This window comes from Bradyrhizobium barranii subsp. barranii (assembly GCF_017565645.3).
GTDB lineage: Bacteria > Pseudomonadota > Alphaproteobacteria > Rhizobiales > Xanthobacteraceae > Bradyrhizobium > Bradyrhizobium barranii.
Genome location: NZ_CP086136.1, coordinates 5,274,339 through 5,299,669, shown reverse-complemented (window position 1 = coordinate 5,299,669; position 25,331 = coordinate 5,274,339). Strand labels below are relative to the sequence as shown.

Annotated in this window: 34 protein-coding genes and 1 tRNA gene; 14 read left to right on the top strand and 21 right to left on the bottom strand. The window is 62.6% G+C overall.

The annotated features are described in order from the left end of the window. The 3 genes from J4G43_RS25405 to J4G43_RS25395 are packed head-to-tail and all read right to left on the bottom strand — an operon-like array spanning position 1 to position 4,765. The gene (locus tag J4G43_RS25405) at positions 1-2,004 is read right to left on the bottom strand and encodes an acetyl/propionyl/methylcrotonyl-CoA carboxylase subunit alpha (RefSeq protein ID WP_208086677.1); all 2,004 of its coding nucleotides are present in this window, start codon (positions 2,002-2,004) and stop codon (positions 1-3) included. 4 nt (positions 2,005-2,008) lie between these two features. Then, positions 2,009-3,613 carry a carboxyl transferase domain-containing protein gene (locus J4G43_RS25400; RefSeq protein ID WP_208086676.1) on the bottom strand — a complete coding sequence of 535 codons (1,605 nt, stop codon included), beginning with the start codon at positions 3,611-3,613 and terminating at the stop codon, positions 2,009-2,011. A gap of 24 nt (positions 3,614-3,637) precedes the next feature. Continuing rightward, a complete protein-coding gene (locus J4G43_RS25395; protein ID WP_321576350.1) occupies positions 3,638-4,765 on the bottom strand; it encodes an isovaleryl-CoA dehydrogenase in 1,128 nt (375 codons plus the stop codon). A 147-nt stretch (positions 4,766-4,912) separates the two neighbouring features. On the opposite strand from J4G43_RS25395, the gene J4G43_RS25390 reads away from it, so the two are divergent. Then, entirely contained in the window at positions 4,913-5,941 is a 1,029-nt protein-coding gene (locus J4G43_RS25390) for an AraC family transcriptional regulator (RefSeq protein ID WP_208086674.1), read from the top strand. Between the two features lie 91 nt (positions 5,942-6,032). Here J4G43_RS25390 and J4G43_RS25385 read toward each other — a convergent pair whose 3' ends face one another. From J4G43_RS25385 to J4G43_RS25375, 3 genes are all read right to left on the bottom strand, one after another. Then, complete coding sequence (locus J4G43_RS25385; RefSeq protein ID WP_063983447.1) at positions 6,033-6,320, bottom strand: DUF3551 domain-containing protein; 288 nt, start codon at positions 6,318-6,320, stop codon at positions 6,033-6,035. 239 nt (positions 6,321-6,559) lie between these two features. Continuing rightward, positions 6,560-7,051, bottom strand: a complete 492-nt coding sequence (locus J4G43_RS25380; protein ID WP_135213563.1) for an Lrp/AsnC family transcriptional regulator — start codon at positions 7,049-7,051, stop codon at positions 6,560-6,562. A gap of 269 nt (positions 7,052-7,320) precedes the next feature. Beyond that, positions 7,321-7,626, bottom strand: coding sequence for an ETC complex I subunit (locus tag J4G43_RS25375; RefSeq protein ID WP_208086673.1), 306 nt, complete (start codon positions 7,624-7,626; stop codon positions 7,321-7,323). A gap of 256 nt (positions 7,627-7,882) precedes the next feature. Between J4G43_RS25375 and J4G43_RS25370 the strand changes: the two genes are divergently transcribed. Next, entirely contained in the window at positions 7,883-9,064 is a 1,182-nt protein-coding gene (locus J4G43_RS25370; protein ID WP_208089408.1) for an OpgC domain-containing protein, read from the top strand. 65 nt (positions 9,065-9,129) lie between these two features. Here J4G43_RS25370 and J4G43_RS25365 read toward each other — a convergent pair whose 3' ends face one another. Then, positions 9,130-9,321, bottom strand: coding sequence for a hypothetical protein (locus J4G43_RS25365; protein WP_208086672.1), 192 nt, complete (start codon positions 9,319-9,321; stop codon positions 9,130-9,132). Between the two features lie 1,038 nt (positions 9,322-10,359). On the opposite strand from J4G43_RS25365, the gene J4G43_RS25360 reads away from it, so the two are divergent. After that, positions 10,360-10,521: an RNA-binding protein gene (locus tag J4G43_RS25360; protein WP_223153565.1), complete on the top strand. Its 162-nt coding sequence runs from the start codon at positions 10,360-10,362 to the stop codon at positions 10,519-10,521. 153 nt (positions 10,522-10,674) lie between these two features. Here J4G43_RS25360 and J4G43_RS25355 read toward each other — a convergent pair. The 4 genes from J4G43_RS25355 to J4G43_RS25340 all read right to left on the bottom strand — a co-directional run bounded on the left by J4G43_RS25355 (position 10,675) and on the right by J4G43_RS25340 (position 13,042). After that, positions 10,675-10,751: transfer RNA gene (locus J4G43_RS25355), tRNA-Pro, on the bottom strand. 92 nt (positions 10,752-10,843) lie between these two features. Continuing rightward, positions 10,844-11,326, bottom strand: a complete 483-nt coding sequence (locus J4G43_RS25350) for a DUF192 domain-containing protein (protein ID WP_038959501.1) — start codon at positions 11,324-11,326, stop codon at positions 10,844-10,846. Between the two features lie 122 nt (positions 11,327-11,448). Next, the gene (locus J4G43_RS25345; protein WP_028150990.1) at positions 11,449-12,081 is read right to left on the bottom strand and encodes a cold-shock protein; all 633 of its coding nucleotides are present in this window, start codon (positions 12,079-12,081) and stop codon (positions 11,449-11,451) included. Positions 12,082-12,280: 199 nt separating this feature from the next. After that, positions 12,281-13,042 carry an SIR2 family NAD-dependent protein deacylase gene (locus J4G43_RS25340; RefSeq protein ID WP_208086671.1) on the bottom strand — a complete coding sequence of 254 codons (762 nt, stop codon included), beginning with the start codon at positions 13,040-13,042 and terminating at the stop codon, positions 12,281-12,283. 284 nt (positions 13,043-13,326) lie between these two features. Between J4G43_RS25340 and J4G43_RS25335 the strand changes: the two genes are divergently transcribed. Then, positions 13,327-13,491 (top strand): hypothetical protein, encoded by a 165-nt coding sequence (locus J4G43_RS25335; protein ID WP_166096472.1) that lies wholly within the window; start codon positions 13,327-13,329, stop codon positions 13,489-13,491. 69 nt (positions 13,492-13,560) lie between these two features. Here J4G43_RS25335 and J4G43_RS25330 read toward each other — a convergent pair whose 3' ends face one another. Beyond that, complete coding sequence (locus tag J4G43_RS25330) at positions 13,561-13,848, bottom strand: hypothetical protein (RefSeq protein WP_063983453.1); 288 nt, start codon at positions 13,846-13,848, stop codon at positions 13,561-13,563. Positions 13,849-14,092: 244 nt separating this feature from the next. Between J4G43_RS25330 and J4G43_RS25325 the strand changes: the two genes are divergently transcribed. Further along, positions 14,093-14,359 (top strand): hypothetical protein, encoded by a 267-nt coding sequence (locus tag J4G43_RS25325; protein WP_175627352.1) that lies wholly within the window; start codon positions 14,093-14,095, stop codon positions 14,357-14,359. Between the two features lie 78 nt (positions 14,360-14,437). After that, a complete protein-coding gene (locus J4G43_RS55355) occupies positions 14,438-14,563 on the top strand; it encodes a hypothetical protein (protein WP_256461576.1) in 126 nt (41 codons plus the stop codon). Here the strand turns inward: J4G43_RS55355 and J4G43_RS25320 are convergent. The 3 genes from J4G43_RS25320 to J4G43_RS25315 all read right to left on the bottom strand — a co-directional run bounded on the left by J4G43_RS25320 (position 14,560) and on the right by J4G43_RS25315 (position 15,689). Then, positions 14,560-14,763, bottom strand: a complete 204-nt coding sequence (locus tag J4G43_RS25320; RefSeq protein WP_208086670.1) for a hypothetical protein — start codon at positions 14,761-14,763, stop codon at positions 14,560-14,562. The two genes, J4G43_RS55355 and J4G43_RS25320, sit on opposite strands and share 4 nt — an antisense overlap. A gap of 370 nt (positions 14,764-15,133) precedes the next feature. Beyond that, positions 15,134-15,262 carry a hypothetical protein gene (locus tag J4G43_RS55350; protein ID WP_256461575.1) on the bottom strand — a complete coding sequence of 43 codons (129 nt, stop codon included), beginning with the start codon at positions 15,260-15,262 and terminating at the stop codon, positions 15,134-15,136. Between the two features lie 289 nt (positions 15,263-15,551). Beyond that, positions 15,552-15,689: a hypothetical protein gene (locus J4G43_RS25315; protein ID WP_166096469.1), complete on the bottom strand. Its 138-nt coding sequence runs from the start codon at positions 15,687-15,689 to the stop codon at positions 15,552-15,554. 344 nt (positions 15,690-16,033) lie between these two features. Between J4G43_RS25315 and J4G43_RS25310 the strand changes: the two genes are divergently transcribed. Continuing rightward, entirely contained in the window at positions 16,034-16,261 is a 228-nt protein-coding gene (locus J4G43_RS25310) for a hypothetical protein (RefSeq protein WP_208086669.1), read from the top strand. Positions 16,262-16,575: 314 nt separating this feature from the next. On the opposite strand, the gene J4G43_RS25305 is transcribed toward J4G43_RS25310, so the two are convergent. Together J4G43_RS25305 and J4G43_RS25300 are read right to left on the bottom strand one after the other, a co-directional pair. Beyond that, complete coding sequence (locus J4G43_RS25305; protein ID WP_408581441.1) at positions 16,576-16,731, bottom strand: DUF2934 domain-containing protein; 156 nt, start codon at positions 16,729-16,731, stop codon at positions 16,576-16,578. A 128-nt stretch (positions 16,732-16,859) separates the two neighbouring features. Further along, positions 16,860-17,156, bottom strand: coding sequence for an HU family DNA-binding protein (locus tag J4G43_RS25300; RefSeq protein ID WP_007591377.1), 297 nt, complete (start codon positions 17,154-17,156; stop codon positions 16,860-16,862). 350 nt (positions 17,157-17,506) lie between these two features. Between J4G43_RS25300 and J4G43_RS25295 the strand changes: the two genes are divergently transcribed. The 3 genes from J4G43_RS25295 (at position 17,507) to J4G43_RS25285 (ending at position 18,736) form a co-directional block, all read left to right on the top strand. Continuing rightward, a complete protein-coding gene (locus J4G43_RS25295; protein WP_208071504.1) occupies positions 17,507-18,001 on the top strand; it encodes a hypothetical protein in 495 nt (164 codons plus the stop codon). A gap of 163 nt (positions 18,002-18,164) precedes the next feature. After that, positions 18,165-18,467, top strand: a complete 303-nt coding sequence (locus J4G43_RS25290; RefSeq protein WP_028150997.1) for a hypothetical protein — start codon at positions 18,165-18,167, stop codon at positions 18,465-18,467. A gap of 92 nt (positions 18,468-18,559) precedes the next feature. After that, complete coding sequence (locus tag J4G43_RS25285; RefSeq protein ID WP_014495468.1) at positions 18,560-18,736, top strand: hypothetical protein; 177 nt, start codon at positions 18,560-18,562, stop codon at positions 18,734-18,736. Between the two features lie 466 nt (positions 18,737-19,202). Here J4G43_RS25285 and J4G43_RS25280 read toward each other — a convergent pair whose 3' ends face one another. From J4G43_RS25280 to J4G43_RS25270, 3 genes are all read right to left on the bottom strand, one after another. Further along, positions 19,203-19,481 carry a hypothetical protein gene (locus tag J4G43_RS25280; protein WP_208086668.1) on the bottom strand — a complete coding sequence of 93 codons (279 nt, stop codon included), beginning with the start codon at positions 19,479-19,481 and terminating at the stop codon, positions 19,203-19,205. Beyond that, positions 19,481-19,681: a hypothetical protein gene (locus J4G43_RS25275; RefSeq protein ID WP_208086667.1), complete on the bottom strand. Its 201-nt coding sequence runs from the start codon at positions 19,679-19,681 to the stop codon at positions 19,481-19,483. The genes J4G43_RS25280 and J4G43_RS25275 overlap by 1 nt, the downstream gene beginning before the upstream one ends. 98 nt (positions 19,682-19,779) lie before the next feature. Further along, on the bottom strand, positions 19,780-20,514 hold the full coding sequence (locus tag J4G43_RS25270) for a hypothetical protein (protein ID WP_208086666.1): 735 nt from the start codon (positions 20,512-20,514) through the stop codon (positions 19,780-19,782). An 814-nt stretch (positions 20,515-21,328) separates the two neighbouring features. Here J4G43_RS25270 and J4G43_RS25265 point away from each other — a divergent pair. Beyond that, entirely contained in the window at positions 21,329-21,514 is a 186-nt protein-coding gene (locus J4G43_RS25265; protein WP_028151001.1) for a hypothetical protein, read from the top strand. A gap of 200 nt (positions 21,515-21,714) precedes the next feature. Beyond that, entirely contained in the window at positions 21,715-21,993 is a 279-nt protein-coding gene (locus J4G43_RS25260) for a cupin domain-containing protein (protein WP_208086665.1), read from the top strand. 2 nt (positions 21,994-21,995) lie between these two features. Here J4G43_RS25260 and J4G43_RS25255 read toward each other — a convergent pair whose 3' ends face one another. Next, positions 21,996-22,133: a hypothetical protein gene (locus J4G43_RS25255; protein WP_171901125.1), complete on the bottom strand. Its 138-nt coding sequence runs from the start codon at positions 22,131-22,133 to the stop codon at positions 21,996-21,998. A gap of 386 nt (positions 22,134-22,519) precedes the next feature. Here J4G43_RS25255 and ltrA point away from each other — a divergent pair, with 386 nt between their 5' ends. Further along, positions 22,520-23,842, top strand: coding sequence for a group II intron reverse transcriptase/maturase (ltrA, locus tag J4G43_RS25250; protein WP_456298913.1), 1,323 nt, complete (start codon positions 22,520-22,522; stop codon positions 23,840-23,842). Positions 23,843-23,965: 123 nt separating this feature from the next. After that, positions 23,966-25,315 carry an IS701-like element ISBj6 family transposase gene (locus tag J4G43_RS25245; protein WP_038951335.1) on the top strand — a complete coding sequence of 450 codons (1,350 nt, stop codon included), beginning with the start codon at positions 23,966-23,968 and terminating at the stop codon, positions 25,313-25,315. Positions 25,316-25,331 lie beyond the last annotated feature (16 nt).

Sequence of the window (25,331 nt, the reverse complement as noted above, 5' to 3'; positions counted from 1 at the left end):
TCACTCTCCCGATGGCTCGACCACGGCGAGCTCGACGCCCTCCTGGACGATGTCTCCGACCTTGCATTTGATCGATTTCAGCACGCCGGCGTAGGGCGCGCGCAGCGTCTGCTCCATCTTCATCACTTCCAGGGTGAGGATCGGCGCGCCCTTGTCGAGCTTGGCGCCCTCCTCGGCCAGCACGGCGACGACCGTGCCTGGCAAGGGCGCCGCGATCTTGTCCTCGCCGACATGCTCTTCGCTCTCGCCGCCGAATGGATCGACCCAGTGCAGATCGAAGCGGCCGTTGCGTGTGCGCAAATAGAGCTCATGACCGTCGATCACGGCTGCGACCTGCGATTTGACGCCATCGAGCGTCAGATCGAAGCCGCCGTCACGCGGGGCGATCGTGAACGTCAACTCGCGGTCGCCGGTCACCAGCGTCGACGGACCGCTGCCGTAGTTCAGCGTGATCTTCTGTTCGGGTCCATGGCCGACGCGGAAGGCAAAGCTGCGCTGGCGGCGGCCGACCGGCTTCCAGCCAAAGGTCTGCCAGGGCGAACTCGCCTCGTCTTGCGCGGCCTGCCGCTCGTCGTTGATAACAGCGGCGACTGCTGCGCATAGCTCGAGCTCGCCGGGCGCCGGCGGGGCCTGCGTCAGAACTGCCAGCTCGCGCTCGATGAAGCCGGTGTCGATCGCATTGGTCCGCACCTTCGGATGCGTCATCAGCGCCGACAGGAACGGGATGTTAGTGACGATGCCGCGGACGTCGGAGTCTTGCAGCCCGCGATTCAGCCGTTCGATCGCGACGTCCCGCGTCGGCGCCCACGCGATCATTTTTGCGAGCATCGCATCGTAATAGGGCGAGACCGTATCGCCTTCGCGATAGCCGGCGTCGATGCGCAGGCCGCCGGTTTCCGCCGGCAGCCGCCAGGTCGAGATCCTGCCGACCGACGGCATGAAGTTCTTGGTCGGGTTTTCGGCGTAGACGCGCGCCTCGACCGCATGGCCATTGAGCCGGAGCTCGTCCTGCTTCAGCGGCAGCGCCTCGCCGAAGGCGACGCGCAGCTGCCATTCGACCAGGTCGATGCCGGTGATCAGCTCGGTCACGGGATGCTCGACCTGGAGACGCGTGTTCATCTCGATGAAGAACACGTCCTTGCCGTCGGAGACGAACTCGATCGTGCCGGCGCCGACATAGTTGACCGCGCCCGCCGCCTTTCGCGCGGCGGCGCAGACGGTCTCGCGCTGGGCTGGATTGAGCGTCGGCGACGGTGCCTCCTCGATCACCTTCTGGTGCCGGCGCTGCAACGTGCATTCGCGCTCGAACAGCGACAGCAGATTGCCGTGGCTGTCGCCGATGATCTGCACCTCGATGTGGCGGGGATTGTCGACATATTTTTCGATCAGCATGCGGTCGTCGCCGAACGCGGCCTTGGCCTCGCGCTTGGCGCTGACGATCGCCGGTCCAAGCTCGTCCGCCGAGCGCACGATACGCATGCCGCGGCCGCCACCGCCCGCGGACGCCTTCACCAGAATCGGGAAGCCGATCTTGTCCGCCGCCTTCGAAAGCGTCGCCTCGTCCTGGGCCTCGCCGTGATAGCCGGGCACCAGCGGCACGCCGGCCTTCTCCATCAGCGCCTTGGAGCCGGACTTCGAGCCCATCGCCGTCATCATCGCGGCGGTGGGGCCGACGAACACCAGGCCCGCCTCCAGGCAGGCGCGCGCGAACTCGGCATTTTCGGACAGGAAGCCGTAGCCCGGGTGGACGGCTTCCGCGCCGGTCTTGCGCGCGGCCTCGATCAGCCGCTCGACATTGAGGTAGCTGTCGCGCGCCCGCGCCGGACCGAGCAGCACGGCTTCATCCGCGAGCGCGACATGCATCGCGTCGCGGTCGGCCTCGGAATAGACCGCGACCGTGCGCAGGCCCATGGCTCGCGCGGTGCGGATGACGCGGCAGGCGATCTCGCCGCGGTTGGCGATCAGGAGCGTGCGAAAACGCCGGTAGAGCATTGAACGGTCCATCGCATCACAGCCTGAACAGGCCGAATTTGGTAGGCTCAATCGGCGCATTCGACGCCGCGGAAAGGCCGAGGCCGAGCACGAGGCGCGTGTCGGCCGGGTCGATCACGCCGTCGTCCCACAGGCGGGCGGTCGCGTAATACGGATGTCCCTGGCTCTCATATTGCGCGCGGATAGGCTCGCGGAACTTGTCTTCCTCTTCCTTCGACCAGCTATCGCCCTTGGCCTCGATGTTGTCGCGCCGGACCTGGCTCAGCACCATCGAGGCTTGCTCGCCGCCCATCACCGAGATGCGCGCGTTCGGCCACATCCAGAGGAAGCGCGGCGAATAGGCGCGGCCGCACATGCCGTAATTGCCGGCGCCGTAGGAGCCGCCGATCACGACGGTAAATTTCGGCACCGAGGCGGTCGCCACCGCCGTGACGAGCTTGGCGCCGTCGCGCGCGATGCCGCCGGCCTCGTACTTCTTGCCGACCATGAAGCCCGTGATGTTCTGCAGGAACACCAAGGGAATGCCGCGCTGGCAGCACAACTCGATGAAATGCGCCCCCTTCAGCGAGCTCTCGCTGAAGAGAATGCCGTTGTTGGCGATGATGCCGACCGGATAGCCCCAGACATGGGCGAAGCCGCAGACCAGCGTCGTGCCGTAGAGCTTCTTGAACTCGTCGAACTCCGAGCCGTCGACGATGCGGGCGATGATGTCACGCACGTCGAACGGCTTGCGGCCGTCGACCGGCACCACGCCGTAGATCTCTTCCGCCGCAAACAGCGGATCGCGCGGCTTGTGCATGTTGAGGTTCGGCTGCACCGACGGCTTCAGCGTGCCGACGATGCGCCGGGCGATGCCGATCGCATGGGCATCGTTCTGGGCGTAGTGGTCGGTCACGCCCGACTGCCGCGAATGCACGTCGGCGCCGCCGAGCTCCTCGGCACTCACCACCTCGCCGGTCGCAGCCTTCACCAGCGGCGGGCCGCCGAGGAAGATGGTGCCCTGGTTGCGGACGATGATGCTCTCGTCCGACATCGCGGGGACATAGGCGCCGCCGGCGGTGCAGGAGCCCATCACGATCGCGATCTGCGGGATGCCCTGCGACGACATCTGGGCCTGGTTGTAGAAGATGCGGCCGAAATGGCGCTCGTCCGGAAAGATCTCATCCTGAAGCGGCAGGAAGGCGCCGCCGGAATCGACCATGTAGACGCAGGGAAGATTGTTCTGCCGCGCCACGTCCTGCGCGCGCAGATGCTTCTTCACCGTCATCGGATAGTAAGTGCCGCCCTTGATGGTGGCGTCGTTGGCGACGATCACGCATTCGCGGCCCGAGATGCGCCCGACGCCGGTGATGACGCTCGCCGAATGCACGTCACCGCCATAGAGGCCGAAGGCCGCCAGCGGCGACAGCTCCATGAACGAGGTGCCGGGATCGACCAGCAGGTCGACGCGCTCGCGCGCCAGCATCTTGCCGCGCGACGTGTGGCGGTTGCGCGAAACCTCGCCGCCGCCGCCGGCGACCTGGCTCAGTTTTTCACGCAAGTCCGCGACAAGCCCGCGCATGGCCTCGGAGTTGCGCGCAAAGTCTGATGAAGACGTATCGATGCTGGAATGGAGCGGCATGTTGATTCCAATGAGGTGAAGGTTTCAGGCCGTCTCGGACATCAGCTCGCGGCCGATCAGCATGCGACGCACTTCCGAGGTGCCGGCGCCGATCTCGTAGAGTTTTGCGTCGCGCCAGAGACGTCCGACCGGGAATTCGGAGGTATAACCGACGCCGCCCAGCGCCTGGATCGCCTCGCCCGCCATCCACGTCGCCTTCTCCGCGGAATAGAGGATCGCGGCCGCCGCATCCTTGCGCAGCGTGCGGGCGTGATCGGCGCGGTCGCAGGCGCGCCCGACCGCATAGACATAGGCGCGCGCCGACTGCCACGTCGCATACATGTCGGCGAGCTTGCCCTGCATCAGCTGGAAGTCGCCGATCGGCTGGCCGAACTGCTTACGCTCGTGCATGTAGGGCACCACGGCGTCCATGCAGGCCGCCATGATGCCGAGCGGGCCGCCCGACAGCACCGTGCGCTCGTAATCGAGGCCGGACATCAGCACCTTGACGCCCTCGCCGACCTTGCCGAGCACGTTCTCCTCGGGCACCTCGCACTCGTAGAAGAACAGCGGATAGGTGTTGGAGCCGCGCATGCCGAGCTTGTCGAGATGCTGGCCGTGGGTGAAACCCTTGAAGCCCTTTTCGACCAGGAACGCGGTCATGCCGCGCGGGCCCGCCTCCGGATCGGTCTTGGCGTAGACGACCAGCACGTCGGCGTCGCCGCCATTGGTGATCCACATCTTCGAGCCGTTGAGGACATAGCGGTCGCCGCGCTTGTCTGCGCGCAGCTTCATCGAGACGACGTCGGAGCCCGCGCCGGGCTCGGACATCGCGAGCGCGCCGACATATTCGCCGGAGATCAGCTTTGGCAGATAGCGCGCGCGCTGCGCCTCGTTGCCGTTGCGGCGGATCTGGTTGACGCAGAGGTTGGAATGCGCGCCGTAGGACAGCCCGACGGCGGCCGAGCCCCGCGAAATCTCCTCCATGGCGACGATATGGGCGAGATAGCCCATGCTGGAGCCGCCATATTGCTCCGGCGCGGTCATGCCGAGCAGGCCGAGGTCGCCAAAGCGCTTCCAGAGGTCGGCCGGGAACAGATTGGCCTTCTCGATCTCGGCGGCGCGCGGGGCGATCTCCGCCTCCACGAAGGCGCGCAGCGTGTCGCGCAGCATGCTGATGTCTTCGCCCAGATCGAAATCGATGCTCGGGATGTTCAAGGCGATTCCTCCGTATTCTTGTCGGGTCCGAACCTACCCCCGCCCGGGCGTCCCAGCGGTCGAAAAGGTTGCATTTTCCGCCAAGTTTGGCGAGGCTTTTTCATGCCCTTTCTAGCCGCGACCGCGACGCCCCGCCGCGCCATGACCCCAGCCGCCTTCGTCCGCGGCGTGGTTGCCGCTTATGCCCTTTACGGGCGGGATCCGGCCGAAGCCTTGGGCAAGGGGCAGGTCACCGCGGACCTCGTTCGATCCCGCGACGGACGGGTGACGGCGGCCCAGTTCGAGGCGCTGGCCGGCCATGCCATGCGCGAGCTCGACGACGAAGCGCTTGGCTGGTTCTCGCGCCGGCTGCCTTGGGGAACCTACGGTATGCTGTGCCGCGCCTCGATCACGGCCCCCAATCTCGAAGTCGCGCTAAAACGCTGGTGCCGGCATCATCGCCTGCTGACCGAGGACGTGCTGTTCGAGCTCTCGCTTGGTGATGAGACCGCGACGATCTCCATTCGCGAACAGCGCGACCTCGGCCCCTTGCGTGAATTCTGCCTGGTCACCCTGCTCCGCTATGTTCTCGGCTTCTCCTGCTGGGCCGTCGATTCCGCGATCGCGCTGCGTGCGGCCGAGTTTCCCTATTCCGAGCCGGGCCACGTCTCGGTCTATCCGACGATCTTCTGCAGGCATTTGAGCTTTGGTGCGGACGGCGCCCGCATCGTGTTCGACAAGCATTATCTCTCTCTGCCGCTGACCCGCAGCCCCGCCGATCTCGACAGCATGCTCAAGGGCGCGCTGCGGCTCACCGTGCTGCCCTACCGGCGCGACCGGCTCCTGGTCGAGCGCGTCCGCCGCGTGCTGCGCAATGCACGCGGGCGCATTGTCGGCGCCGAGGATGTCGCAAGCGAGTTGGCGCTCTCGACCCGCACCATGCACCGGCGCCTGCGCGAGGAAGCGACCTCGCTGCGCGATCTCAAGGAAGAGGCAAAGTTCGAGCTCGCCAAGCAGGAGCTGATGCGCGGCCGCGCCCCCATCAAGCGGATCGCGGAGATCGCCGGCTTCCGCAACGAGAAGAGCTTTTCGCGCGCCTTCCGCACCTGGACCGGCGCTAGCCCGCGCGAATTTCGCGAGCGCTATCGCTGAGGCGCGGCGTCACCTGCTTGTCATAAATTGACGTCCTCCGAGATCACTCTCGGAGGACGCAATCTCTCGGATCAGGTCGCGATCTCAGGCGTTAGTTCTGCGCGCCCTGGCGAGCCTTGGGCTGCTTCGTCTGCTTCGGCTGGAAGGCGAGCGCATCGTTGCTAGTCTTGGCGCCGCCGGCCTGCGAGCACGTGCCGCCGATGCCACCGGCCGCCTGACGGCAGGCTTCCATCGTCGGATAGCCGCAGCCGTGAGCGGCCTGGGCGCCGTTGGTGATGCAATAATCGTCGGCCTTCGCAGCCGGCGCCGACAGAACAAAAAACGCAGACGCAAACAGCGTCGCAGCAGAGGCTGCGATCGTCTTCGAAGTCGATGTCATGATGTCTTTTCCTGCTTAGGGTCCCACAAAAGCATCCCCGGCGTGCGACGCAGACCGAGGTTCACACCCTGCATCTAGGCAGCGCAAAGATGCCGACAATCACGGTTGCGCGCATTGCAGTCCTGCCTAAATCACATGTCACAGTTAGGTGAGTTACTAAGCTATTATAGCTATCCGAATCGACCGCACCGCGCGCGAGCGCCCCAGACTTCGGAATTTCAGTAGAGAGACTTGAGCGCCTATCCGACGGGTGCCGCCACTACATCCTGTAACGGCAGCGGCACATCCTTCGCGACGCCCAGCACCGGAAAGCTGCGGACGTTCTTCACATCAGGCATCGCGGCGAAATGCAGCAGCTGCTGGCGCATGCTCTCGACGTTCGGCGCGACGCATTTCAGCAGGTAGTCGGTGTCGCCTGAAATCCGCCAGCACTGCTGGATGCGCGGGATCGCGGCAATCGAGCTCTCGAACGCCTCCAGCACCGGCTGGGCCTGGCTCACGAGCTGGATCGAGACGAACGAAACCACCTCATAGCCGAGCAGCCGCTCGTCGATGACGGCGCGGACCGCCCGGATCACGCCGCGGCTGAACAGCAGTTTCAGCCGCCGCAGGCAATTGGGCGCGGACACGCCGACCCGCAGTGCTAGCTCGTTGTTGCGCACCCGACCGTCCTGCTGCAGCTCGGATAAGATCTTCAGATCGACGCCGTCGAGCTGGTCACGCCCGGCCATCCCCCACCTCGCCATGATCGTGTCATGCGAGGCAGCGAAGCACGCGGCGGAATCGCTGCCAAGGGGCCGCAGCCCAGCGCAATAGCCGATCCGTCGATCGGGATCATCGGACGCGACGTCATGTCTGCGGGCGGGGTACCCCCACCGTCATGCCGGGGCTTGTCGCGGCCATCCGCGCTCTCACTCGCCCCAAAGACGTGGATGCCCGGAACAAGCCCGGGCATGACGAGTAAATCACGTCGTATGAAGTCGGAGCAGCCAGCCGCCCCTCAATGCGTCCAGGGCTCGCCGCGCCGGAACGAGAAATTGTCCGCATAGGCGACCGTCCGGTGCCGCGACTCTTGCGGCTCGACCACCTGGTAGGCGATGCCCTTGCGCTCGCAATAGGCGACCGCCTCTTCCTTGCTGTGGAAGCGCAGCGTGATCTGCTGCTTCATGTCGCCGGACGAGGTCCATCCCATCAGCGGCTCGACCGAACGCGGCTGCTCCGGCTCGTAATCCAGCTGCCATTCCTTGGTCTTGGACCGGCCGGATTGCATCGCGTTCTTGGCGGGCTTGAAAATGCGTGCGGTCATGGGTGGTCCGGGCCTCTTGGTCTTTTCGTTCGATTTCGATGCGTTACGGTAGCAGTTGGTGGAAACCGCGGGCATAGTATAGAGACACCTTTTGGGAACTGATCGGTGATTCCGGTCCCCCGGGGGTGCCTTGCCGACGGGTATAGTCATTATGCTGCACCGTGACAATTGCGTACCCGCCTTCCGCGCGGATCCCGCCCGGCGGCCCTGTCTCGCCGACACCAGCGTATCCGCCCCCTCCGAAAGCTTCCGTCGCATGGCCTTCCTGAACATCAACGCCACGCTTCCCGAAAAGGGCCGTGACCTCAGGCTCGACCTGTTTCGCGGCATCGCGAACTGGGCGATCTTCCTCGACCATATCCCCGACAACGTGGTGAACTGGATCACCACCCGCAACTACGGCTTTTCCGACGCCGCCGACCTGTTCGTCTTCATCTCCGGCTACACCGCTTCCTTCGTCTATGCGCGAATGATGCTTGAGCGCGGCTTCATCGTCGGCGCCACGAGGCTGACCAAGCGGGTCTGGCAGCTCTACGTCGCCCACATCATCCTGTTCGTGATCTACATCGCCTCGATCAGCTATCTGGCGCTGCGGTTCGGCGATTCCGACATGATCAACGAGTTCAACGTCGCCGGCCTCGTCGACAACGCCACCGAGACGCTGCGCCAGGGCCTGTTCCTGCGCTTCAAGCCGCTCAATCTCGACGTGCTGCCGCTCTACATCGTGCTGATGGGACTGTTTCCGCCGGTGCTGTGGTTCATGCTGCGCAAGCCCGACCTGACGATGGCGCTGTCCATCGTGCTGTGGCTCGCCGCCCGCCATTACGGACTAAACCTGACCGCCTATCCGGCCGGCCAGTGGTACTTCAACCCGTATGCCTGGCAGGTGCTGTTCGTGTTCGGCGCCTGGTGCGCGATGGGCGGCGCCCGGCGTTCGGGAGCCGTGATCAATTCGCCGATCACGCTGTGGCTTTGCCTCGGCTATCTCGCCTTCGCGCTGGTTATGACCATGGCCGGCCGCTTCCCTACCCTCGGCGGCATGTTCCCGGGATGGCTGTTCTCGGCCTTCAACCCCAACGACAAGACCAACCTTGCGCCCTACCGCTTCCTCCATTTCGTCGTGATCGTGATCCTGGTGATCCGCTTCGTGCCGAAGGACTGGCCTGGTCTGGAGTGGAAGGTGTTCGATCCCTTGATCGTCTGCGGCCAGCAGTCGCTCGCCGTGTTCTGCGTCGGCGTGTTCCTGTCCTTCGTCGGCCATTTCGAGCTGTCGATGAGTTCGGGCTCGCTGTTCGCGCAGATCTTCGTCAGCATCGCCGGCATCGCGATCATGACGACGGTGGCCTATTACATTTCCTGGTCGAAAAAGCAGGACAAGCCGTTGAAGCCGCCGCCGCCCAAACCTGCGGCCGCCGCCTCGCCCGCAAAGGCCACCTAGAGCCATTTCCGTTCCGATGAAATCGGAACGGTGCGCCAGATTCCAGTCGCGGCAGCGGAGCCCGCTCAGGCAGCTTCGCTGTCGTACTCGGTGAACTTCTTGTAGATCCAGTCGCGGCCGTCGTGGCGGCGCCAGACCTTTCCATAGACGAGCTGCCCGTTGATCGAGCGGCGCGGCACGATCACGGTCCAGAGGTGCCAGATCTCGGTCCAGCTCGACTGCGGTTGGACGGTTCGGACGTTGCGATCGAAAGACATGACGCAAAACTCACAAGATATGAGCGCCGCGACGAACTGTGACCTGTGTGAGCACCGATTGCAGGCACCCCATCGCGAGCCTTGCCGACCTGATATCAGCCAGGAATGGGGCCGCAACAACCACTCGGCCTTAACCTAACCGGTCAACCTTACCCCTCGTGGGTACCCGCCAAGACCCGTTGAAAGCCGGCGCCGATCTTTCTATGATGCGTGCACAATTTGAGAATGAGCGCGCCGTTTTGGACGCGTGGCAATTGCGAACTGATTTTCATTTTTCAAATAACTTGCTGACTGGGGCACCACAATGAATATGCAATGTGGACGTTTGCGCCTGGCGGTGCGCTCAGTGCCGCCCGCGCCGCGTGTCAAGACAGTCAAGACATCCGTCTCTGAACCGCCGAAGGCGGCCAACGACAATCATCTGGCGTGGCCGTTCCTGCCGTTTCCGCTCGGCTGGTACGCGACGAACTGATCCCCGGAATAGCGCGACGCCGCTCAAGCGGAATATCATCGCTTGGCGGCGTCCGTTTAGGCATTGGGCGCTGAAATCCCCAATGCCTATATGTCTATGGCGACAGCCAAAGGTTCGAAGCAATTTTGCGAATTCTGCGGCGGGCCGGCCGGAGCAATGCCTTGAAAAATCGCGCAGAAGTGGCGTTTGGTGAAGAACAAGCGCCAGGGCTTCAGGCAAGGTTCGCGCGCGCTTCAGGTCGCCATAGGCCGCCTGCCCCGCCCCCCCAATCGCGCCGGCTCAGATGCGCGACGTGCTCTGCGCATTGACGCCCAGCGTGCCCTGCGCGTTGTAGGCCTGTCCCGCCTGGTTGCCATGTTCCCGCCTCTGCGGTCGCAACCAATCACCGCGCCATGAGTTGCAGGTCCTTCCCGTCTGTCCGGGGAAGCCGCGTGGCTGCGATCCATGCCCGCGCGATGTACGGACGGTCATCTCGTCTCACGACCGTGTGAGCTGGAGCGCGGCCGGTGAATTTTCACGAGCGAGCAGAGACCAACGAACAGCAGGCCGCAAGCCAAGGGGATGCAGTGAGTCAAATCGATACGACCGAGAAGCTCTCGGGCACGCCGGAGACTGAAAGTTCGCTGTTCGCGCTGTGCGGGCTTGGCGTCGCCGGGATCGCCATGCTGGGCTGGATCTGCGCGCTCGCCTGGATCGCCTGGCGCCTGGTCGATTGGCTGTTGTTCTGAAATTGAAATGCCGGAACGCCAACGCACGCAAGAGTTGCAGTTAGCGCAATTGCGCGGGGATCTTCCTGCTGGCGTGACCGTCGTCGGCGGCAGCGAAACGGGATGAGCGCGGCGCAATAAATAAGAGAGTTGAAGGAGCTTCAACCTCGGGACTGGTCGGGGCAGCTGGATTCGAACCAACGACCTGCAGTACCCAAAACTGCCGCGCTACCAGGCTGCGCTATACCCCGAATGTCCGGCGAGCCCCGTCGATACACGCTTCCCAAAGCGCCATCAAGCTTTCAAGCCGCCGGCAAGGCGGCAATAACCCCGCCGGGTCGCCCTACTTGGTGCCGAACAGCGGGTGGCCGACGCGGTCGCCGGGACGGATGCCGTATTTCTGCGCCGTTCCCGCCACCACCTCCAGCACGGCCCGCGCGGGCCCCTGGGACGAGATGATCTTGGTCGACAGCGGCTCGGTGTTTTCGGCGATGCGCAGGATGCGGCCGTCGGCGCGGATGAAGATCATGTCGAGCGAGACGTAGGTGTTCTTCATCCACATCGACACTTCCTGCTCGGGCTTGAAGTCGAATAGCATGCCTTTGCCGTCGGCCAGTTCCTTGCGGTACATCAGCCCGGTCTGCTTCTCCTCCTCGGTCGTCGCCATTTCCACCGAGAACACCTGCACGCCGTTCCTGGTGACGATCTCGAGCGGCTGGAAGCTGGCGGCGCGCACCGGCGCGCTCCCGACGGCACAGCCGACGACGAGGATGGCGGCCAGCCAGCCCCTCGCAATGGACCAGACGGCCTTTCGGTCAAAATTCATGGGACGGTACTCAAGGGGCGTGGGACTGGACCAGTCCTTACGCGGCGATCGTGACAAAAGCCAGAGGCGCGCCGGACGGCCTGCGCGCCTCTTGTCACGATTACGGGAGTTGGCGATCGCCGCTAGTGCGACTGCAATCCCGGCGATCCCGTCTCGGGATGGATCTCGGCCGCCATCATGCCCTTGGAGCCGGGCCCGAAGCGGACCAGGACATATTGGCCGGGCCTGAGCTCGGTCATGCCGAAGCGGCGCAGCGTCTCCATGTGCACGAAGATGTCGGGCGTGCCCTCGCCGCAGGTCAGGAAGCCGAAGCCGCGCAGGCGGTTGAACCACTTGACCTGGGCTCGCTCCAGTCCGCTGGTCGCGGTGACCGTGACGTGGGTGCGCGGCGGCAGCATCTGCGCCGGATGGATCGCGGTCGACTCGTCCATCGAGACCACGCGGAATGCCTGGTAGCCCTTGGCGCGCTGGATGCACTCGACGACGATGCGGGCGCCCTCATAGGCGGTCTGGAAGCCGTCGCGCCTGAGCACGGTGACGTGCAGCAGCACGTCCGGCCAGCCATTGTCGGGAACGATGAAGCCGTAGCCCTTTGAAGCGTCGAACCATTTGATAACGCCGTGAACCTCGACGAGGTTGGCACTACCTTCACCAAGTCCGCTGAACGGGCTTAGCGCGTTATCGCGACCGCCGCCGTGCTCGCCCACAGCGGGAACTCCGATCTTCTTGGACTCAAATCCGTCCGACGACCCCATAACCCCGGACCCCACACTGCCCATTGCAACCCGCCTCAGCGGCGGCGTCGAATCACGCGTCTTAAGAGAATGTTCTCAATTCGACGCGATGCGAATCTTTCGACTCAAAAGATAACACTCCCGGTTGCGGCGCATAGATAAAAAAATGATTCGCCGGAACCTATGAACAGCTTGCACAGCCGCGAATCAAATTGATGCCTCAATTTCCGACAAAGGGCCCGAGAGTCTCGCCTATGTCGTGGCGGATAACGAGGTCGGCGATGTCGTCCTGATCGGTCGGCTCGCGATTGATGATCACCAGACGTGCACCGGCGTTCTTCGCCATCATCGGAAAGCCCGCCGCCGGCCACACCACGAGCGAGGAGCCGATCGCGATGAAGAGGTCGCAGGCTTGCGACAGCGCGGTCGCGCGCTGCATTTCGTCGTCGGGCATCATCTGGCCGAACGAGATCGTCGCGGTCTTCACCGGCTCGTCGCACGCGGTGCAGTTAGGTGCGCCGCCATCTTCGTCGAAGCGGCGCTTCACCCAGTCGAGCTGATAGGCCTGCCCGCATCCGATGCAGCGCGCATAGGTCGTATTGCCGTGAAGCTCGATGACGTGCTCGGCGGCAAAGCCCGAAGCCTGGTGCAGATTGTCGATGTTCTGGGTGATGACGGCGGGAACCTTGCCGGCGCGGTAGAGCGAGGCGAGTGCGCGATGACCGTGGCCGGGCCTGGCCGCGGCAAAGACCGCCTCCATCGCAAAGCGGCGGCGCCAGGATTCGTCGCGAGCTTCCGGGCTGGCGACGAATTCGTCGAACGGGATCGGACGGTTGCGCGTCCAAATTCCCCCCGGTGAGCGGAAGTCCGGGATGCCGCATTCGGTGGAGATGCCGGCGCCCGTGAACGGCACGATGGTCCTCGACTCGGCGATCATGTCGCCGAGTCGTTCGACGCCGCTGCGGAGATCCGATGCAATCACTAGCGGCCTCCCGTGTTGGCCTTGCGCTGGCCGCACCATGCGCAAGAGACAATATCGTTGACGCTGTTATCCACTGCCGTGTGAGAATCGCGCAAGCACGGTCGGCAATTTTTTCCGACCTTCGCTTATCACAATCCTGCAATGCCTCCTCCCCATTGACGCCCCAATCAGAAGCGCCAATGCATGTGTTAACGCGACTCAACGTGATTGCGGCGGCAGTGCGTGAGTTCGGCCGTGCACACATATTGGAGTGCACAGATACTGACGTGTAGAGGGGATTTGACATGACCGAAGACGAACAACGCAAAATCCGCGAACGCGAAGAGATCGCCGCCCGTGTCGCCGCCTTCCGTGCCACGCAGGAAAGATTCCAGCGCGAGCGCGAAGAGTATTTCGTGTCGACGCTCGACAATGCGCGCAAGGTGGAGCGGCCCTCGCTCTGGCCATAAAGGCACCTCCGATCGCCACGCATGAAAAAAGCCCGGAGCATCGCTCCGGGCTTTTCACTTGGTCAGCCGTTACCAGTGGCGGTAGTAGTGGCGCCGGGGATAGTACGGCCCATCGCCGTAATAGGCATACGGGCCGGGGCTGTAATAGGCGGGCCCGCCATAATAGCCGTAGCCCGGACCATAATAGCCGTACGGATGGGACGCAGCGACCGCGCCGGCGGTGATCGCGCCGGCGGCGAGGCCGAATGCGAGGCCCGGGCCAATGCCGCGACCGCGCGCCTCTGCAGGCGCAGGCGCCGCGACCGCGGTCACGCCGACGGCCGCAACGGTGGCCAGAACTGCCAATGTCTTCTTCATGACTCTCCTCCTTCGCGTCTCGCGGGGACAACGTCGCCGGCCCGCGATGGTTGCGCGCAGGAGTGGAACCCGGGCGGCAGAAAAATATCGGCACGAGCGGAACGAAAGCCGGTTCGGCGGATTGCATCTGCGAGTGCGGAAGCCTCCGCTATCCGGTTGAGGCGACAGCACGATGCCCCGTCAGCATCTCCGCGATGCTGGCGGGGTTTTTGGTTTCGCGGACAGAAAATGGCGGCAGACATCAATGGCGGCCAACGGGACGGATGCCGAGGAGGACACATTGCCGCTATCCGCTTTGCTGGGGCGCATCCGCAGGCTCGTTCCCAAATCGCGCGACCAGCATTACGACGAGATCGTCCGCAACTTCGGTGTCGGCGCGCTGCGCCCGCCGCCGACGCCGATGAGCGACGGCGAGCTGGCGCGGGCCATCGCCGAGTTCCTCAAGGAGCAGCCGTCGAGCGCGTCCGTTGCGACCCTCGGCCGGCGGCTGGACCCCTCCTCTCCGCTGTAAGCGGGTTTGTTTCCGGCGAGCACGGAACAAATGTTTCCCGCGCACGTTGAGTCCCCTTCACGCAAGAAGGGACCCGACATGCCCGCGTGGCTTGAAGTTCTGCTCAACCTGTCCGGCTTTGCCGGCTTCGTCGCGCTTGCGCGCCGCGGCACCGCGTGCCCGGGCCATTCCGCCGACGACCGCACCTATGGTGACGAGCGCTAATTGGTGTGGGGCGCCTGGCCTGCCGTGCGCACCAGCCGGTCGGCCTTGACCGCGACGCGCGTGTCCTCGAGCTGCGGCCGCAGCGAGAAGCTGATCACCACGAAGGCGAGGCAGAACAGCGAGCCGACGACGGCGACGGCGACGCGCCGGTAGGTGTGGCGGTCGCCCTGAAAAAAGGATGGTTCTGAAAAAGGTGTCATGCAAAGTTGCTCGTTGGCAAAGTCGTTTCTTGTCCTTGCCAAGACACCTATCCCAAGCAGCGACAAGCGCAACGCGATTGGGGTTTTAACCTAACCGAATGGGGTTATCGGCTTTCCCGCAAATCTTCGTTAGGAGTTTGCGCAAGGCTTGAGACATCTGCCCTTGAGATCCCGGCGCGCCGCTTCAGACAACGTCCGCACCAAATCTCGTAAACGCTCCGGCGGAGCCGCGGGTACGGCTTTGTTCCAGCTTCGCCTGCATTTCGTTCTCGAAGAACGAATCGGAATCGAAAAAATCGGCACGGAGCAACTCTTAACAAGTGGTGCGGATCGTCGCGAAAGCGAACGTGCGATCGCAGCGAAGGCACCATCACTCCATGTCGTCTCGCTTCAGTGGCGGCGGCACCTGCGGCACCGAGGGCCTGCCTTTGCGCAGCCGCTTGTGCCTGTCGGACCAGAACACTTTGACGATCTCGGCGAGAAACCAGCACGCATCCATGTCGCTCTCCCTCGCTCCATTCCGTAACGAGGACACGAGGGCTGGACCGTGCGAAGCATCACGCTCACGCGCGGCGAGAAGGACTGTCCCGCATCGACACAGAAGGCACGCCTTGTTCTGCATCCGACTCCATTTCGTTCGCAAAGAACGAATCGGAGTCGAGCAAATCAGCGCGGCGCGACTCCTAACGATCGATGAAGGCGCGCGCCGTCACGTCTTCATCGGCAAGATTTTCAACGGCAGACGAGATCGCGCTTACTGGGTCGCCGTCGTGGCCCGCCGGCGCGCCTCACGCCGCTCGCTTGGCGTTGGCCTTCTCGGAAAAACATTCGAGGATCTGGATGCGGAGCTCTTCAGCGGCCGGCCCCTCGACTTTCCTCAGCTGATTCCAGAGCCTGATCACTTCGCGCTGTTTCTCGACGGTCATGAGTCACCTCCAACGTGATGACCAACTAGAACAAAATGAGAACAAAAAGTCCAGCCCCTCGCGCGCGATTTCCCACGCACATCGCCTCAAGCCTTGCTCGCGCTGCGCGGCCCCCTGAAAGCTGGGGATTTCCGCGCCCGGCCACTGGCAGTGCCGCCTGACCAACATGCTCCGTCGCCACGGCGGGTTGCTTTTTGGATTTTCAACCTTAAGTTCGAGGCGCTGGCGGCCAGGCGCTGAAATCCCAACGCCGCCGGCCAAGAGAGCCCCGTGCGCAAGCGCGGGGTTTTTCTTTTGGGAACGCACCGTCGCCCTCCCCGTTAGCCATTCCGGAGCGAGGGACCGTGACCAGGAAATTTTACGCCGTCGAAGTGGTTCGTCAGATCGAGGAGACCGTGGAGATCATGGTCGAGGCCCCCGACGAGACCACGGCGCATGATGCGGCGCTTGCGCACCTCAAGGCGCGCGGCTCCGAATATCAGTGGCTCAATCCCAAATGTGAATTCATCGTCTGGCGCGAGCGCCAGATCGATCCGCCGGCGATCATCGATGTGTCGGTGTCGCCGGAGTAGCGGCCGGAACGAAGGTCCCCGCCCCGCGTTATCAGGCCGAATTCAGTGGTGCTGGCGGCTGTGCGACGCGGCCGTCCAGCTTTGAGAAGCCCCGGCCCCAACGCCGGGGTTTTTCCTTGCCGCGCGCTCGAACAACAAGGCAGCAAACAACAAAGCAGCCACACGGGCGTTACACCGGGTGGCTGCTTTGACGACTGTCAGCTTCGCGCAAGATTCCGTCGCCGTCATCTCAACCGCCGAACGCCGGACAACGTTCCGGCGCGCGGCAAATTTCCGCGCGGCCTTTGTTGATCGTCAGACCGGCAAATTGTCGTTCAGCCCCGGCGGGCTTCGCTTTGCGCCGCCCGCTCGGCGAGGAGCAACTTTTCGGCCTCATACCAGAAGGTGTCCATTCTCCCCGCGGGCTCGCCGGCTTCCCGCCAGAGATGATAGGCGCGGTCCCGGATCTGTTCCTCGCTCAGACTGGCCATGTGACGTCTCCCTTTGGGAAGCAAAGCCTGACGATGCTCGAGAGTTCCTTGTCCGTGTCCGGCACACCAGCCGGCGGTCGTTGCGGCGGTCCGCGACAGGGAGCCGCCGCGACGACATCGCGGGTCGCTTAGACCGAGTCCTTGGCCACCTTCAGCGGCGAGGCCTTCACCGACTTGCTCGCCGGCTTCGCCGCGAACTGCATCGGCTCCTTGGTGAAGGGATTGACGCCCATGCGGGCTTCGGTCGCCGGCTTGTTCACGACCGACATCTTGACGAAGCCAGGAATGACGAACTCGCCGGACTCGTTGAGCTCCTTGTAGCCGACCGTTGCCATGTACTCGATGACCGACTTCACGTCGTTCTTCGACAGCTGCGTGCCCTCGGCAATTGCATCAATCAATTGAGTTTTCGTCATCTTCGCCATGTCTGAATTCCTTTTGTGCGGGTGAGCAGATCCTGCTCAGGACGCGGCTGAACCACGCAAGTGTGATGCCGATTCACGCCGGAGGTCATGAAGTCACGGGGCTTAGAACCCATTGAGGCCCAAAACACAAGCATGGCTTCGGCTGGGGTTCCAGCCCGTCCCGCGAAAGTGTCGCAGCATGCGCCGCGTTGGCTTTGAACCATTCTGCCGCTGGCGCGTCTAACTAATTGAAGTCCCCAAGCTTCACCCCCATCAGAGAGCCCCGCTTCCCCCAGGCGGGGCTTTCGCTTTTGGTGGCCTGGTGGAGCGCGCCGGCTGCTATATGGTCGGATGTTTCTCGTGAGGGGCTGATGAAGATTGCCATTGTTATCGCCGGCCTGATCGTCGTTGCGGTCGCCGCCCTGGTCGCCATCCAGCCGGAGTTTTTGAAGCCTGCGTCTCTGGCACAGGTCAAGAAGTCCGACATCTTCGGCTTTTCGCCCGGGATGACATTCGAGGAGACCAACAAGCTCGTCACGCAACGTCACTACCGCTGCCGACAGGGGCGAGGTTCGTACATCCTCGAATGCGAAATCAACGGCGCCAAGGTCACGGTCTATAATGACGACGTCGACGCCAGCCACCCCATCCGGCGCGTCAATGCCGAGTTGAATAATCCTGGGCCGCAGGACGCCGCCGTCAAATCGATCTCCGACCAGTTCAACGCCCAGCCGACCAGGGACGCCCGCGACGGATGGACGTGGATCGTCGGCCGTGGGCTCAAGCTGAGCTACGACGGCAGCGCCTTGAAGCTCGTGGACGAGGCCTGGGATAACAGGCTTCGCAACGACGAAGCCAAGCGCTAGGCGCGCTGCGCCGAAATGAGCGGACCGTCACCGCAACGCGGTTATCCCCAGCCAACGCGTCACCTCATCGTGAAACCTGCGGCCCGGCACGCCTTGTTGAGACTTCGGTAACCTAACCCATCCACTCTCCCCGCCAGTATCGTTGCGTTGGAGTAAACCCACAGTGCTGAATTTTGACGAGCTGCGTGAACTCGCGGCTGATGTTCGCGTGTTTGTTGACATCGCCGAGGACAAGGCTGAAGCGCTCAAGGCCGTCATCGCGGCTTACGACGTGGTGCTGGCGATCTTCCCTTCGCAGGAGGGCATGGGCCTCCACGTCATCAAGGGCAAAGAGATCCTGGACAGAATCGCAAACTCGCGGACCCATGCGATCTACAGCCACACGGCGATCGCGGTTCCCGACCTCGAGCATGCGCAGATGCTCAAATATCTGACGGCGCCTGTCGAACGGCGGATTGCTGCGTAATTGCCGACGGCAAGCGCATCCTCACGATGACCCGCGGATAGGAACGGTCGGCTCTCCCGCACATTGACCCATCTCCAGATGAGGAGATTGCAATGAGCGTTGAAGGTAAAGCCAAGGAAGCCGCCGGCTACGTCAAGGAAGAGCTGTACGAGCACGGCAAGTCGCCTGAGAGCCAGAAGAAGGCTCAGGAGGGTCGCGACCTCAGGAACGAAGGCCGCGTCGAAGACGGCAAGCCGCCTAAGACGACGAAGCCCGGCACCGGTCACTAGACCGACTTTTCGAAACCCGCCCCTGGCCATGTCAGGGGCGGCTTTTCATGTGCGCTCGTGCCCCTGACGCAGCGCTCCCGGCGATGCGAAGCATGGTCCAACAGCGACGAACACGCTGCGGCTACGTCCCATCTCGCATGTCCCTGGTCGCGAAGTGACATCCGAACGCCACCAGCACCAGAGCAAACGTCGAGCCGAGCAGAATACGCAGGGTCGATCCCATCTCCGGGCTCACATACCGGACATCGTGCCGGTGCGCGTAGCGTTCAGGACGTGCGGCATCAGGCTGCTGGGGAGAACTCGTCAAAAGCACAAGCCACGCGACGGTCCCGCAAATCGCCGCAACCCTCGCAATCTTTCCGAGCCTTTGAAGCCAGCGCTTCATGCCACCCTCATCATGGAGTGGATCTCCGCTGCGCCTTTGTCCGGATCAGCCTTCATAAGCTCCAGGAGGCAGCCGCGCTTCTCAAGTCTTCGGTCTGGACAGCAGCCTGAGAGCACTGAGAACGATGAGAATGGCGAAAGCACCGAGAGCGTAGGTGAGTGCATTCACGAGCCAGGAAATGGCAATCCCTGCGAAGCTGGAGCCTCCGACCGCTCCCCAGAACAAATACGCTGCGCTGATGCCGGGCCACTCCAGCGAAAGAAAAGCGAAGTCGGTCAGCGGCTCGATGGCGAGGAGCACCGAGGAGATGAGCGCCCCGAGGGCCAATGCGATGATGAGGTTTGCTTTCACGGAGAGCATCAAAACCCCAGCAACCCGGCGAAAATCGGAACGAGGAAATAGGCGGCGAGCCCGAGAAGGCCGCCCACGACAAGGCGTGCAGCGCGGCCGTGAATCCTCGTATCGAGCCACGCACAAACCGCCACCGCAGCCCGTCTCAGCCAGTCACCGACGAGGATTCTGACGAGATCAAACAGGAGTTCTGCAAAGAAAGCGACCATGGCGTTTTGTCGCTTCACCTCTGGCGGGGTTCAATTGGGCTACGAACTACGGGATTACGGTGACAGTCATGACCAAACCTGAAAGTAGAACGTCACAGTCAAGCCCGGATCGTTCCCGGCATCGGCTCCGGAAACACCGGGCCGACGAACTGGCAAACCTCGCACCCGCAGGTGGGGTCATGAAACATCGCCGTTACGATGATGCTGTCCCACAGGTGGAAGCCCCAATACTGAAAATTCCAGCCGTCAGGGGTGAAGCGGTCGAAGAAATAGGCAAAGATGAGCGGGTACTCGCCGTGGATCACTTCCCGCCCACTCTCGGTATAGAGCTTGAAGAACTCCTCCGGGGGCTCATAGGGCGCCGTGATCCAGTACCGCATTCCCCATTCAGGAGGCAGTATCTCACCCGTGTGGTGGTAGTGCAGCCCGCGGATGATCTTCCAGAGCACCCGGAAGAACCGGTTGTGGTCGATCATCTTTGCCACACGGTTCGCGGGTAGGTGTACCCCCTTCACGACGTGCTTGAACTCGTCCATCACCTTGTTGACCAAGGCGACGTTTTTCCCAGCCCGCATCTTCTCGCGGACGCGGAAGTGGTGAGCATCACCCGCTATGCTTCCTTTCGTCATCGGCAACAGCGTGTGCACGAAATACTCCTCGTCCAACTGGTACGAGAGATTGCAGCCAGGATGTACCGGTATCGTGAGCAGCTTGTCGATGTTGTACTTGCGCCTCAGTTCTTTCGGGAAGAACAACTGAGGAGGTACATGGTCAGCCGAGGTTGGCCTCTCTAAGGGCTTGCCGCAGAGATAGCAGTGGGTGTGTTTCACCATGGACGAGGCACCCACACCACCAAGGCGATGATCGCGACGGCGGCGATAATACCGAGCCCGGTCGCGCTGATGCTGAATCCCCAGCCCTTAAATTCCAGATGATGTTTCGACATGACGCAGTTCTCCATTGAGAGGCGAATCATGTCTTTCAGGGGGATGATTTATGTGCCCGGCTTTTCGGGACTCGTGCAAGGGGTCCGCAAGAATTATTTGCAACCGACAGTACTAGTCCATTGATTTTGCTTGGTCTCGTCAGTCACCCCGTCTGAGTTATCCACCGACCAGCTCTCCGGTCCACCCCGTACACCGGTAGTTTGCGGCCCCGGATTCGCACCAGATTCTCGACCTCTTCCACCAGCGACAGCGGCACCCTCATGGGCACCGTGGGCTCACCATGCTTCCCGGTACCGGCGCCAGCACGGTATGGCGAGTGACGATATCCGGCCGTGCCGAAATTACGGTGACAGTGCACTGGCCTCATTCGCCGTCTGGCGCAGATGGCTTGGGTCCGCGCTTGGCTGGCTTGAGGACGCGCCCGGTCTAGCGTTCGATACCGGCCAGAAAGCGGTCGTCGCCGAGCGTCCTTGGCTGCCCTCTGGCGGGGTTCAACTGCCAAGGGTTGGCCATTGCGGGTGCCGGTTCGATAGGTTGCTGGCAAGGTCACTGCTCGACACTCATAAACAGCCATCATCGCCGAGGAACGGGCCGATCGGGGCCGGATTGGTTTTTCACCGTGAGTGATGCCGATGCGGATTGACGAAAAGGCCGCCGCAAGGCGGGTTCTCATTTAAGAGAATTCCCTGCATAGTGCAGCATGGCTAAAGCAAAAGTGACCTTCAAAACCGTCCGCCTCTCAGACAGCGACTGGAAGATACTGGCGGACTACCCCGACCACGAACAGCGCGAAATCACCGGATTCGCCAGCAAGGCAGATGCCGACGACTGGATCAACGGCGATCGCAAGATCGCATGGCTCCGTTCCCAGGGTTACGCCAAGTGAGCTAGCCAAGTGACGTAGCTGTCGCGCGCACACCGCGATCCCCCTTTTTGATGTTGCAGCCGCGTCGTGTCATGTCCTCGCGCGGACAGAAGGTCACGCATGCGCGGCCCACGCCTTGCGTCGGCAATAGGACCCTCTCGCGCCCACCGCAACCAAAAGGTGCAACTTTAACCGGCGCCAATCAAGGGGAGATCGTCATATTGCCGGACCAGATCCCCTGGGGCCCGGTCGACGCGCGTGGCGCGCAAGTTGCCGTGGTGGTCGGCGATCCCAGCAAGCCCGGCTTGTACATGGTCTACAACAAGTGGACCAAGGGCAACCATTTCAGCCGTCCGCACTTCCATCCGACCGACCGCACCATCGTCGTGCTGCAAGGCACCTGGTGGGTCGGCTCAGGCCCGAAGTTCGATCCTGACAATGGCACCGTGCCTATGCCCGCAGGCAGCTTCGTCACCCACACCGGCAAGCAGGTGCACTAGCACTACTTTGGGTGCGCCGGGAGACCGGCAAGGAATAGATGGTGGAAGTCCATTGCGATGAAGGTGTAGCGAACCACATCGGCCCCGAGCCGTGCGCAGGCGTCCGCGAGGGTGTCGGCGAAGCGTCGGTAGGGGAGCATGCAGGCCAGCCATTGAGCCGCGAAACAGTGTTATCTCGGGAGCCGACGCTGTCCAAAGAGCGGAAGGCAATATGGGCGAGTGCGCAACGCGAGCACCCGTCCAACCCGGCGTGGTCGTAGACCCTGGCATGTATGGAAGCTCCTTGTACGGGAACCGGGATATCTCCGGGTCGGCCATCTTCCTTCTCGGAGGAGATGGTCCGCAGCGGGAAGGCGAGGAGCTGTAGCCGCTGATGCACGACACGGAGAAGTCTGACTCTGGCATAGTAGCTGAGAAGCCAACGAACAAAGCCGGATTACTGGCGGCGGAGTGGGCGGAGCCAAGGCCGGGGACCAAGGGAAACGCGGAACAGCAGCGCATGCACCGGACACAGGGCCGGGCTCGCATGACCCAGTCGCTGGACCGCGTACGGACAGCCGCAAGGCTGAGGAAGAAGGACCGGTTCACCGCGCTCTTTCACCACATCAATGTCGATACACTGCGGGCGGCGTTCTTTGCGCTCAGGCGTAAGGCTGCTCCCGGAGTGGATGGCATGACGTGGGAGGACTACGAGGAAGATCTCGAGCCCCGGCTCGCCGATCTGCACAAACGGGTCCAACGAGGAGCGTATCGCCCGCAACCGTCTCGCCGGACGTACATACCAAAGGCAGACGGCAAGCAGCGCCCGTTAGCGATCGCGGCTCTCGAAGACAAAATCGTCCAGGGCGCCACCGTCATCGTGCTCAACGCCATCTACGAAGGAGACTTCTGTGGCTTTTCCTACGGGTTTCGGCCCGGCAGAGGACCACATGATGCGTTGGACGCGCTCTGCACAGCGATCGAGACGCGGAACGTGAACTGGATCATTGACGCCGACATCCAAAACTTCTTTGGCGCAGTCAGTCAACCTTGGCTGGTTCGCTTCTTGGAACATAGGATCGGCGACAAGCGCATCATCCGCCTCATTCAGAAATGGCTGAAGGCGGGTGTTCTCGAAGACGGCGTCGTAGCCGCTGATGACAGGGGAACGGGTCAAGGTTCGGTGATTTCACCGCTTCTCGGCAACATCTACCTGCACTACGCTCTCGACCTGTGGGCCAAACGCTGGCGACAGCGCGAGGTCTCCGGCGGCATGATCATCGTGCGTTACGCGGACGATGTAGTAGTCGGCTTTGAGCGCGAGGATGACGCACGTCGTTTCCTTGACGCGATGCGCGCGAGACTGGAGGAGTTCGAGCTGACGCTCCACCCGGCCAAGACCCGCCTGATTGAGTTTGGTCGCCATGCGGCGGCTCAACGCAAGCAGCGCGGACTCGGAAAGCCGGAAACCTTTGCGTTCATGGGGTTCACGTTTATCTGCGGCAAATCACGCCAAGGGCGCTTCCAGCTTCAACGGAAGACCCGTAGCGACCGCTTGCGAACCAAACTCCGCGAAATCAAGGAGGAGCTAAGGCGCCGAATGCACTGGCCGATCCCTGCACAAGGGAAATGGCTGAGGCAGGTCTTGACCGGCCACTTTGCGTACTTTGCTGTCCCGACGAATGGCCGAGCGCTCAATGCGTTTCGGTTCTATCTGACCGATCTCTGGAGGCGGACGCTTCGGCGGCGCAGTCAGCGGACCTGTCTGACCTGGGATCGCATAACGCAGATCACCGATGACTGGCTCCCCAAGGCTCGCATCCTTCATCCATGGCCGAAGCTGCGCTTCGCCGTCAAACACCCGAGGTAGGAGCCCGGTGCCTTAATTGGGCTCGCCGGGATCTGCGCGGGGGGCGCCCAGTGATGGGTGTCCCTACCGCGAACAGATTGTTGATTTTGCCGCGTTTTATAGGATTCCCGAATCAATTTTTCAATGATTCATGGGTGGTCGGCTCTTGGAGGGCTGACCATGCCGGGATGGGAAGACGAACTCGAACGCTGGCTGATGCCGTTCTTGGACCGGCTGGGTCATAAGACCCGGCAGCGGATGTGTCCTCTGTATGTTGCGGGATTGATCGGTCCTGGCGATCGCAAGAGCGTTCAGCCGATGGCGGAACGCCTTGTCACGAGCAACTACGACCAGTTGCACCATTTCATTGCCGACGGTGTCTGGGACGCGACGCCGCTGGAGACAGAGCTGCTCAACCAGGCGGACCGACTCGTCGGCGGCAGGGATGCGGTGCTGGTTATTGATGACACCTCACTGCCGAAGAAGGGTGAGCGATCGGTCGGTGTTGCGGCGCAATACGCATCGGCTCTCGGTAAAACTGCAAATTGCCAAACGCTGGTGTCTTTAACGCTTGCGCGCGGCGAAGTGCCAGTGATGGTCGCGTTACGTCTCTTTCTGCCTGACAGCTGGACAAGCGACATGCCCCGTTTGAAGCGCGCTCGCGTGCCAATCGAACACCGAACGCCACGGTCCAAGCCGGAGATCGCTTTGGCCGAGATTGACCGCGCGATGGCAGCCAACATGCGCTTTGGATGTGTGCTGGCGGATGCAGGATACGGCCTCAGCGCACCGTTTCGACAAGGGCTAACAGAGCGCGGGCTGGCCTGGGCGGTCGGTATCCCTCGGCACCAGAAAGTGTATCCCGTCGATGTGAAGCTCATTTGGCCGATCACCAAAGTCCGTGGCAAACCACGAAAGCACCACGTGCCCGATATCTTATCGATTGCGGCAGAACAAATGCTGGCCAGCGCCAAATGGAAAACCGTGAGTTGGCGTAGCGGGACGAAAGGTCGGCTCAAAGCCCGATTTGCTGCCCTCCGTGTCCGCACCGCCGACGGCCCTCCGCAGCGGATATGGGATAAAGGTCAGCAGCATCTCCCAGGCGACGAAGTCTGGCTCATTGGCGAGCAACGTGCCTCCGGGGAGAGCAAATACTATCTCGCCAATCTTCCGGCGACGACGGATCTGCGCACGCTGGCCGCCACCATCAAGGCACGGTGGATTTGTGAGCAGGCGCATCAACAGTTGAAGGAGGAGCTTGGACTTGATCACTTCGAAGGGCGATCATGGCAAGGTCTTCATCGCCACGCCCTTATGACAATGATTGCCTACGCCTTCCTGCAACATCGTCGCCTCGCATACGCGGGGCGGAAAAAAAAGAATCAACGGGCCTCCGCCTCAACCAACCATGCCCGCCGTACGCCATGCCATCGTCGATCTCATCCTTCGGCCGCCGCCTCAGCAATGCCCATATTGCCGAAAGCAAATCCTTGAAAAACAGCGGCCAAAA

What these genes read in the sequence shown, in the direction of transcription:
- J4G43_RS25405 (WP_208086677.1), bottom strand. Translation starts at nt 2,004, where the DNA reads ATGGACCGTTCAATGCTCTACCGGCGTTTTCGCACGCTCCTGATCGCC.
- J4G43_RS25400 (WP_208086676.1), bottom strand. Translation starts at nt 3,613, where the DNA reads ATGCCGCTCCATTCCAGCATCGATACGTCTTCATCAGACTTTGCGCGC.
- J4G43_RS25395 (WP_321576350.1), bottom strand. Translation starts at nt 4,765, where the DNA reads ATGCTGCGCGACACGCTGCGCGCCTTCGTGGAGGCGGAGATCGCCCCG.
- J4G43_RS25390 (WP_208086674.1), top strand. Translation starts at nt 4,913, where the DNA reads ATGCCCTTTCTAGCCGCGACCGCGACGCCCCGCCGCGCCATGACCCCA.
- J4G43_RS25385 (WP_063983447.1), bottom strand. Translation starts at nt 6,320, where the DNA reads ATGACATCGACTTCGAAGACGATCGCAGCCTCTGCTGCGACGCTGTTT.
- J4G43_RS25380 (WP_135213563.1), bottom strand. Translation starts at nt 7,051, where the DNA reads ATGGCCGGGCGTGACCAGCTCGACGGCGTCGATCTGAAGATCTTATCC.
- J4G43_RS25375 (WP_208086673.1), bottom strand. Translation starts at nt 7,626, where the DNA reads ATGACCGCACGCATTTTCAAGCCCGCCAAGAACGCGATGCAATCCGGC.
- J4G43_RS25370 (WP_208089408.1), top strand. Translation starts at nt 7,883, where the DNA reads ATGGCCTTCCTGAACATCAACGCCACGCTTCCCGAAAAGGGCCGTGAC.
- J4G43_RS25365 (WP_208086672.1), bottom strand. Translation starts at nt 9,321, where the DNA reads ATGTCTTTCGATCGCAACGTCCGAACCGTCCAACCGCAGTCGAGCTGG.
- J4G43_RS25350 (WP_038959501.1), bottom strand. Translation starts at nt 11,326, where the DNA reads ATGAATTTTGACCGAAAGGCCGTCTGGTCCATTGCGAGGGGCTGGCTG.
- J4G43_RS25345 (WP_028150990.1), bottom strand. Translation starts at nt 12,081, where the DNA reads ATGGGGTCGTCGGACGGATTTGAGTCCAAGAAGATCGGAGTTCCCGCT.
- J4G43_RS25335 (WP_166096472.1), top strand. Translation starts at nt 13,327, where the DNA reads ATGACCGAAGACGAACAACGCAAAATCCGCGAACGCGAAGAGATCGCC.
- J4G43_RS25330 (WP_063983453.1), bottom strand. Translation starts at nt 13,848, where the DNA reads ATGAAGAAGACATTGGCAGTTCTGGCCACCGTTGCGGCCGTCGGCGTG.
- J4G43_RS25325 (WP_175627352.1), top strand. Translation starts at nt 14,093, where the DNA reads ATGGCGGCCAACGGGACGGATGCCGAGGAGGACACATTGCCGCTATCC.
- J4G43_RS55355 (WP_256461576.1), top strand. Translation starts at nt 14,438, where the DNA reads ATGCCCGCGTGGCTTGAAGTTCTGCTCAACCTGTCCGGCTTTGCCGGC.
- J4G43_RS25320 (WP_208086670.1), bottom strand. Translation starts at nt 14,763, where the DNA reads ATGACACCTTTTTCAGAACCATCCTTTTTTCAGGGCGACCGCCACACC.
- J4G43_RS55350 (WP_256461575.1), bottom strand. Translation starts at nt 15,262, where the DNA reads ATGGATGCGTGCTGGTTTCTCGCCGAGATCGTCAAAGTGTTCTGGTCC.
- J4G43_RS25315 (WP_166096469.1), bottom strand. Translation starts at nt 15,689, where the DNA reads ATGACCGTCGAGAAACAGCGCGAAGTGATCAGGCTCTGGAATCAGCTG.
- J4G43_RS25305 (WP_408581441.1), bottom strand. Translation starts at nt 16,731, where the DNA reads ATGGCCAGTCTGAGCGAGGAACAGATCCGGGACCGCGCCTATCATCTC.
- J4G43_RS25300 (WP_007591377.1), bottom strand. Translation starts at nt 17,156, where the DNA reads ATGGCGAAGATGACGAAAACTCAATTGATTGATGCAATTGCCGAGGGC.
- J4G43_RS25295 (WP_208071504.1), top strand. Translation starts at nt 17,507, where the DNA reads ATGAAGATTGCCATTGTTATCGCCGGCCTGATCGTCGTTGCGGTCGCC.
- J4G43_RS25285 (WP_014495468.1), top strand. Translation starts at nt 18,560, where the DNA reads ATGAGCGTTGAAGGTAAAGCCAAGGAAGCCGCCGGCTACGTCAAGGAA.
- J4G43_RS25280 (WP_208086668.1), bottom strand. Translation starts at nt 19,481, where the DNA reads ATGCTCTCCGTGAAAGCAAACCTCATCATCGCATTGGCCCTCGGGGCG.
- J4G43_RS25275 (WP_208086667.1), bottom strand. Translation starts at nt 19,681, where the DNA reads ATGGTCGCTTTCTTTGCAGAACTCCTGTTTGATCTCGTCAGAATCCTC.
- J4G43_RS25270 (WP_208086666.1), bottom strand. Translation starts at nt 20,514, where the DNA reads ATGGTGAAACACACCCACTGCTATCTCTGCGGCAAGCCCTTAGAGAGG.
- J4G43_RS25265 (WP_028151001.1), top strand. Translation starts at nt 21,329, where the DNA reads ATGGCTAAAGCAAAAGTGACCTTCAAAACCGTCCGCCTCTCAGACAGC.
- J4G43_RS25255 (WP_171901125.1), bottom strand. Translation starts at nt 22,133, where the DNA reads ATGCTCCCCTACCGACGCTTCGCCGACACCCTCGCGGACGCCTGCGCA.
- ltrA (WP_456298913.1), top strand. Translation starts at nt 22,520, where the DNA reads ATGACCCAGTCGCTGGACCGCGTACGGACAGCCGCAAGGCTGAGGAAG.
- J4G43_RS25245 (WP_038951335.1), top strand. Translation starts at nt 23,966, where the DNA reads ATGATTCATGGGTGGTCGGCTCTTGGAGGGCTGACCATGCCGGGATGG.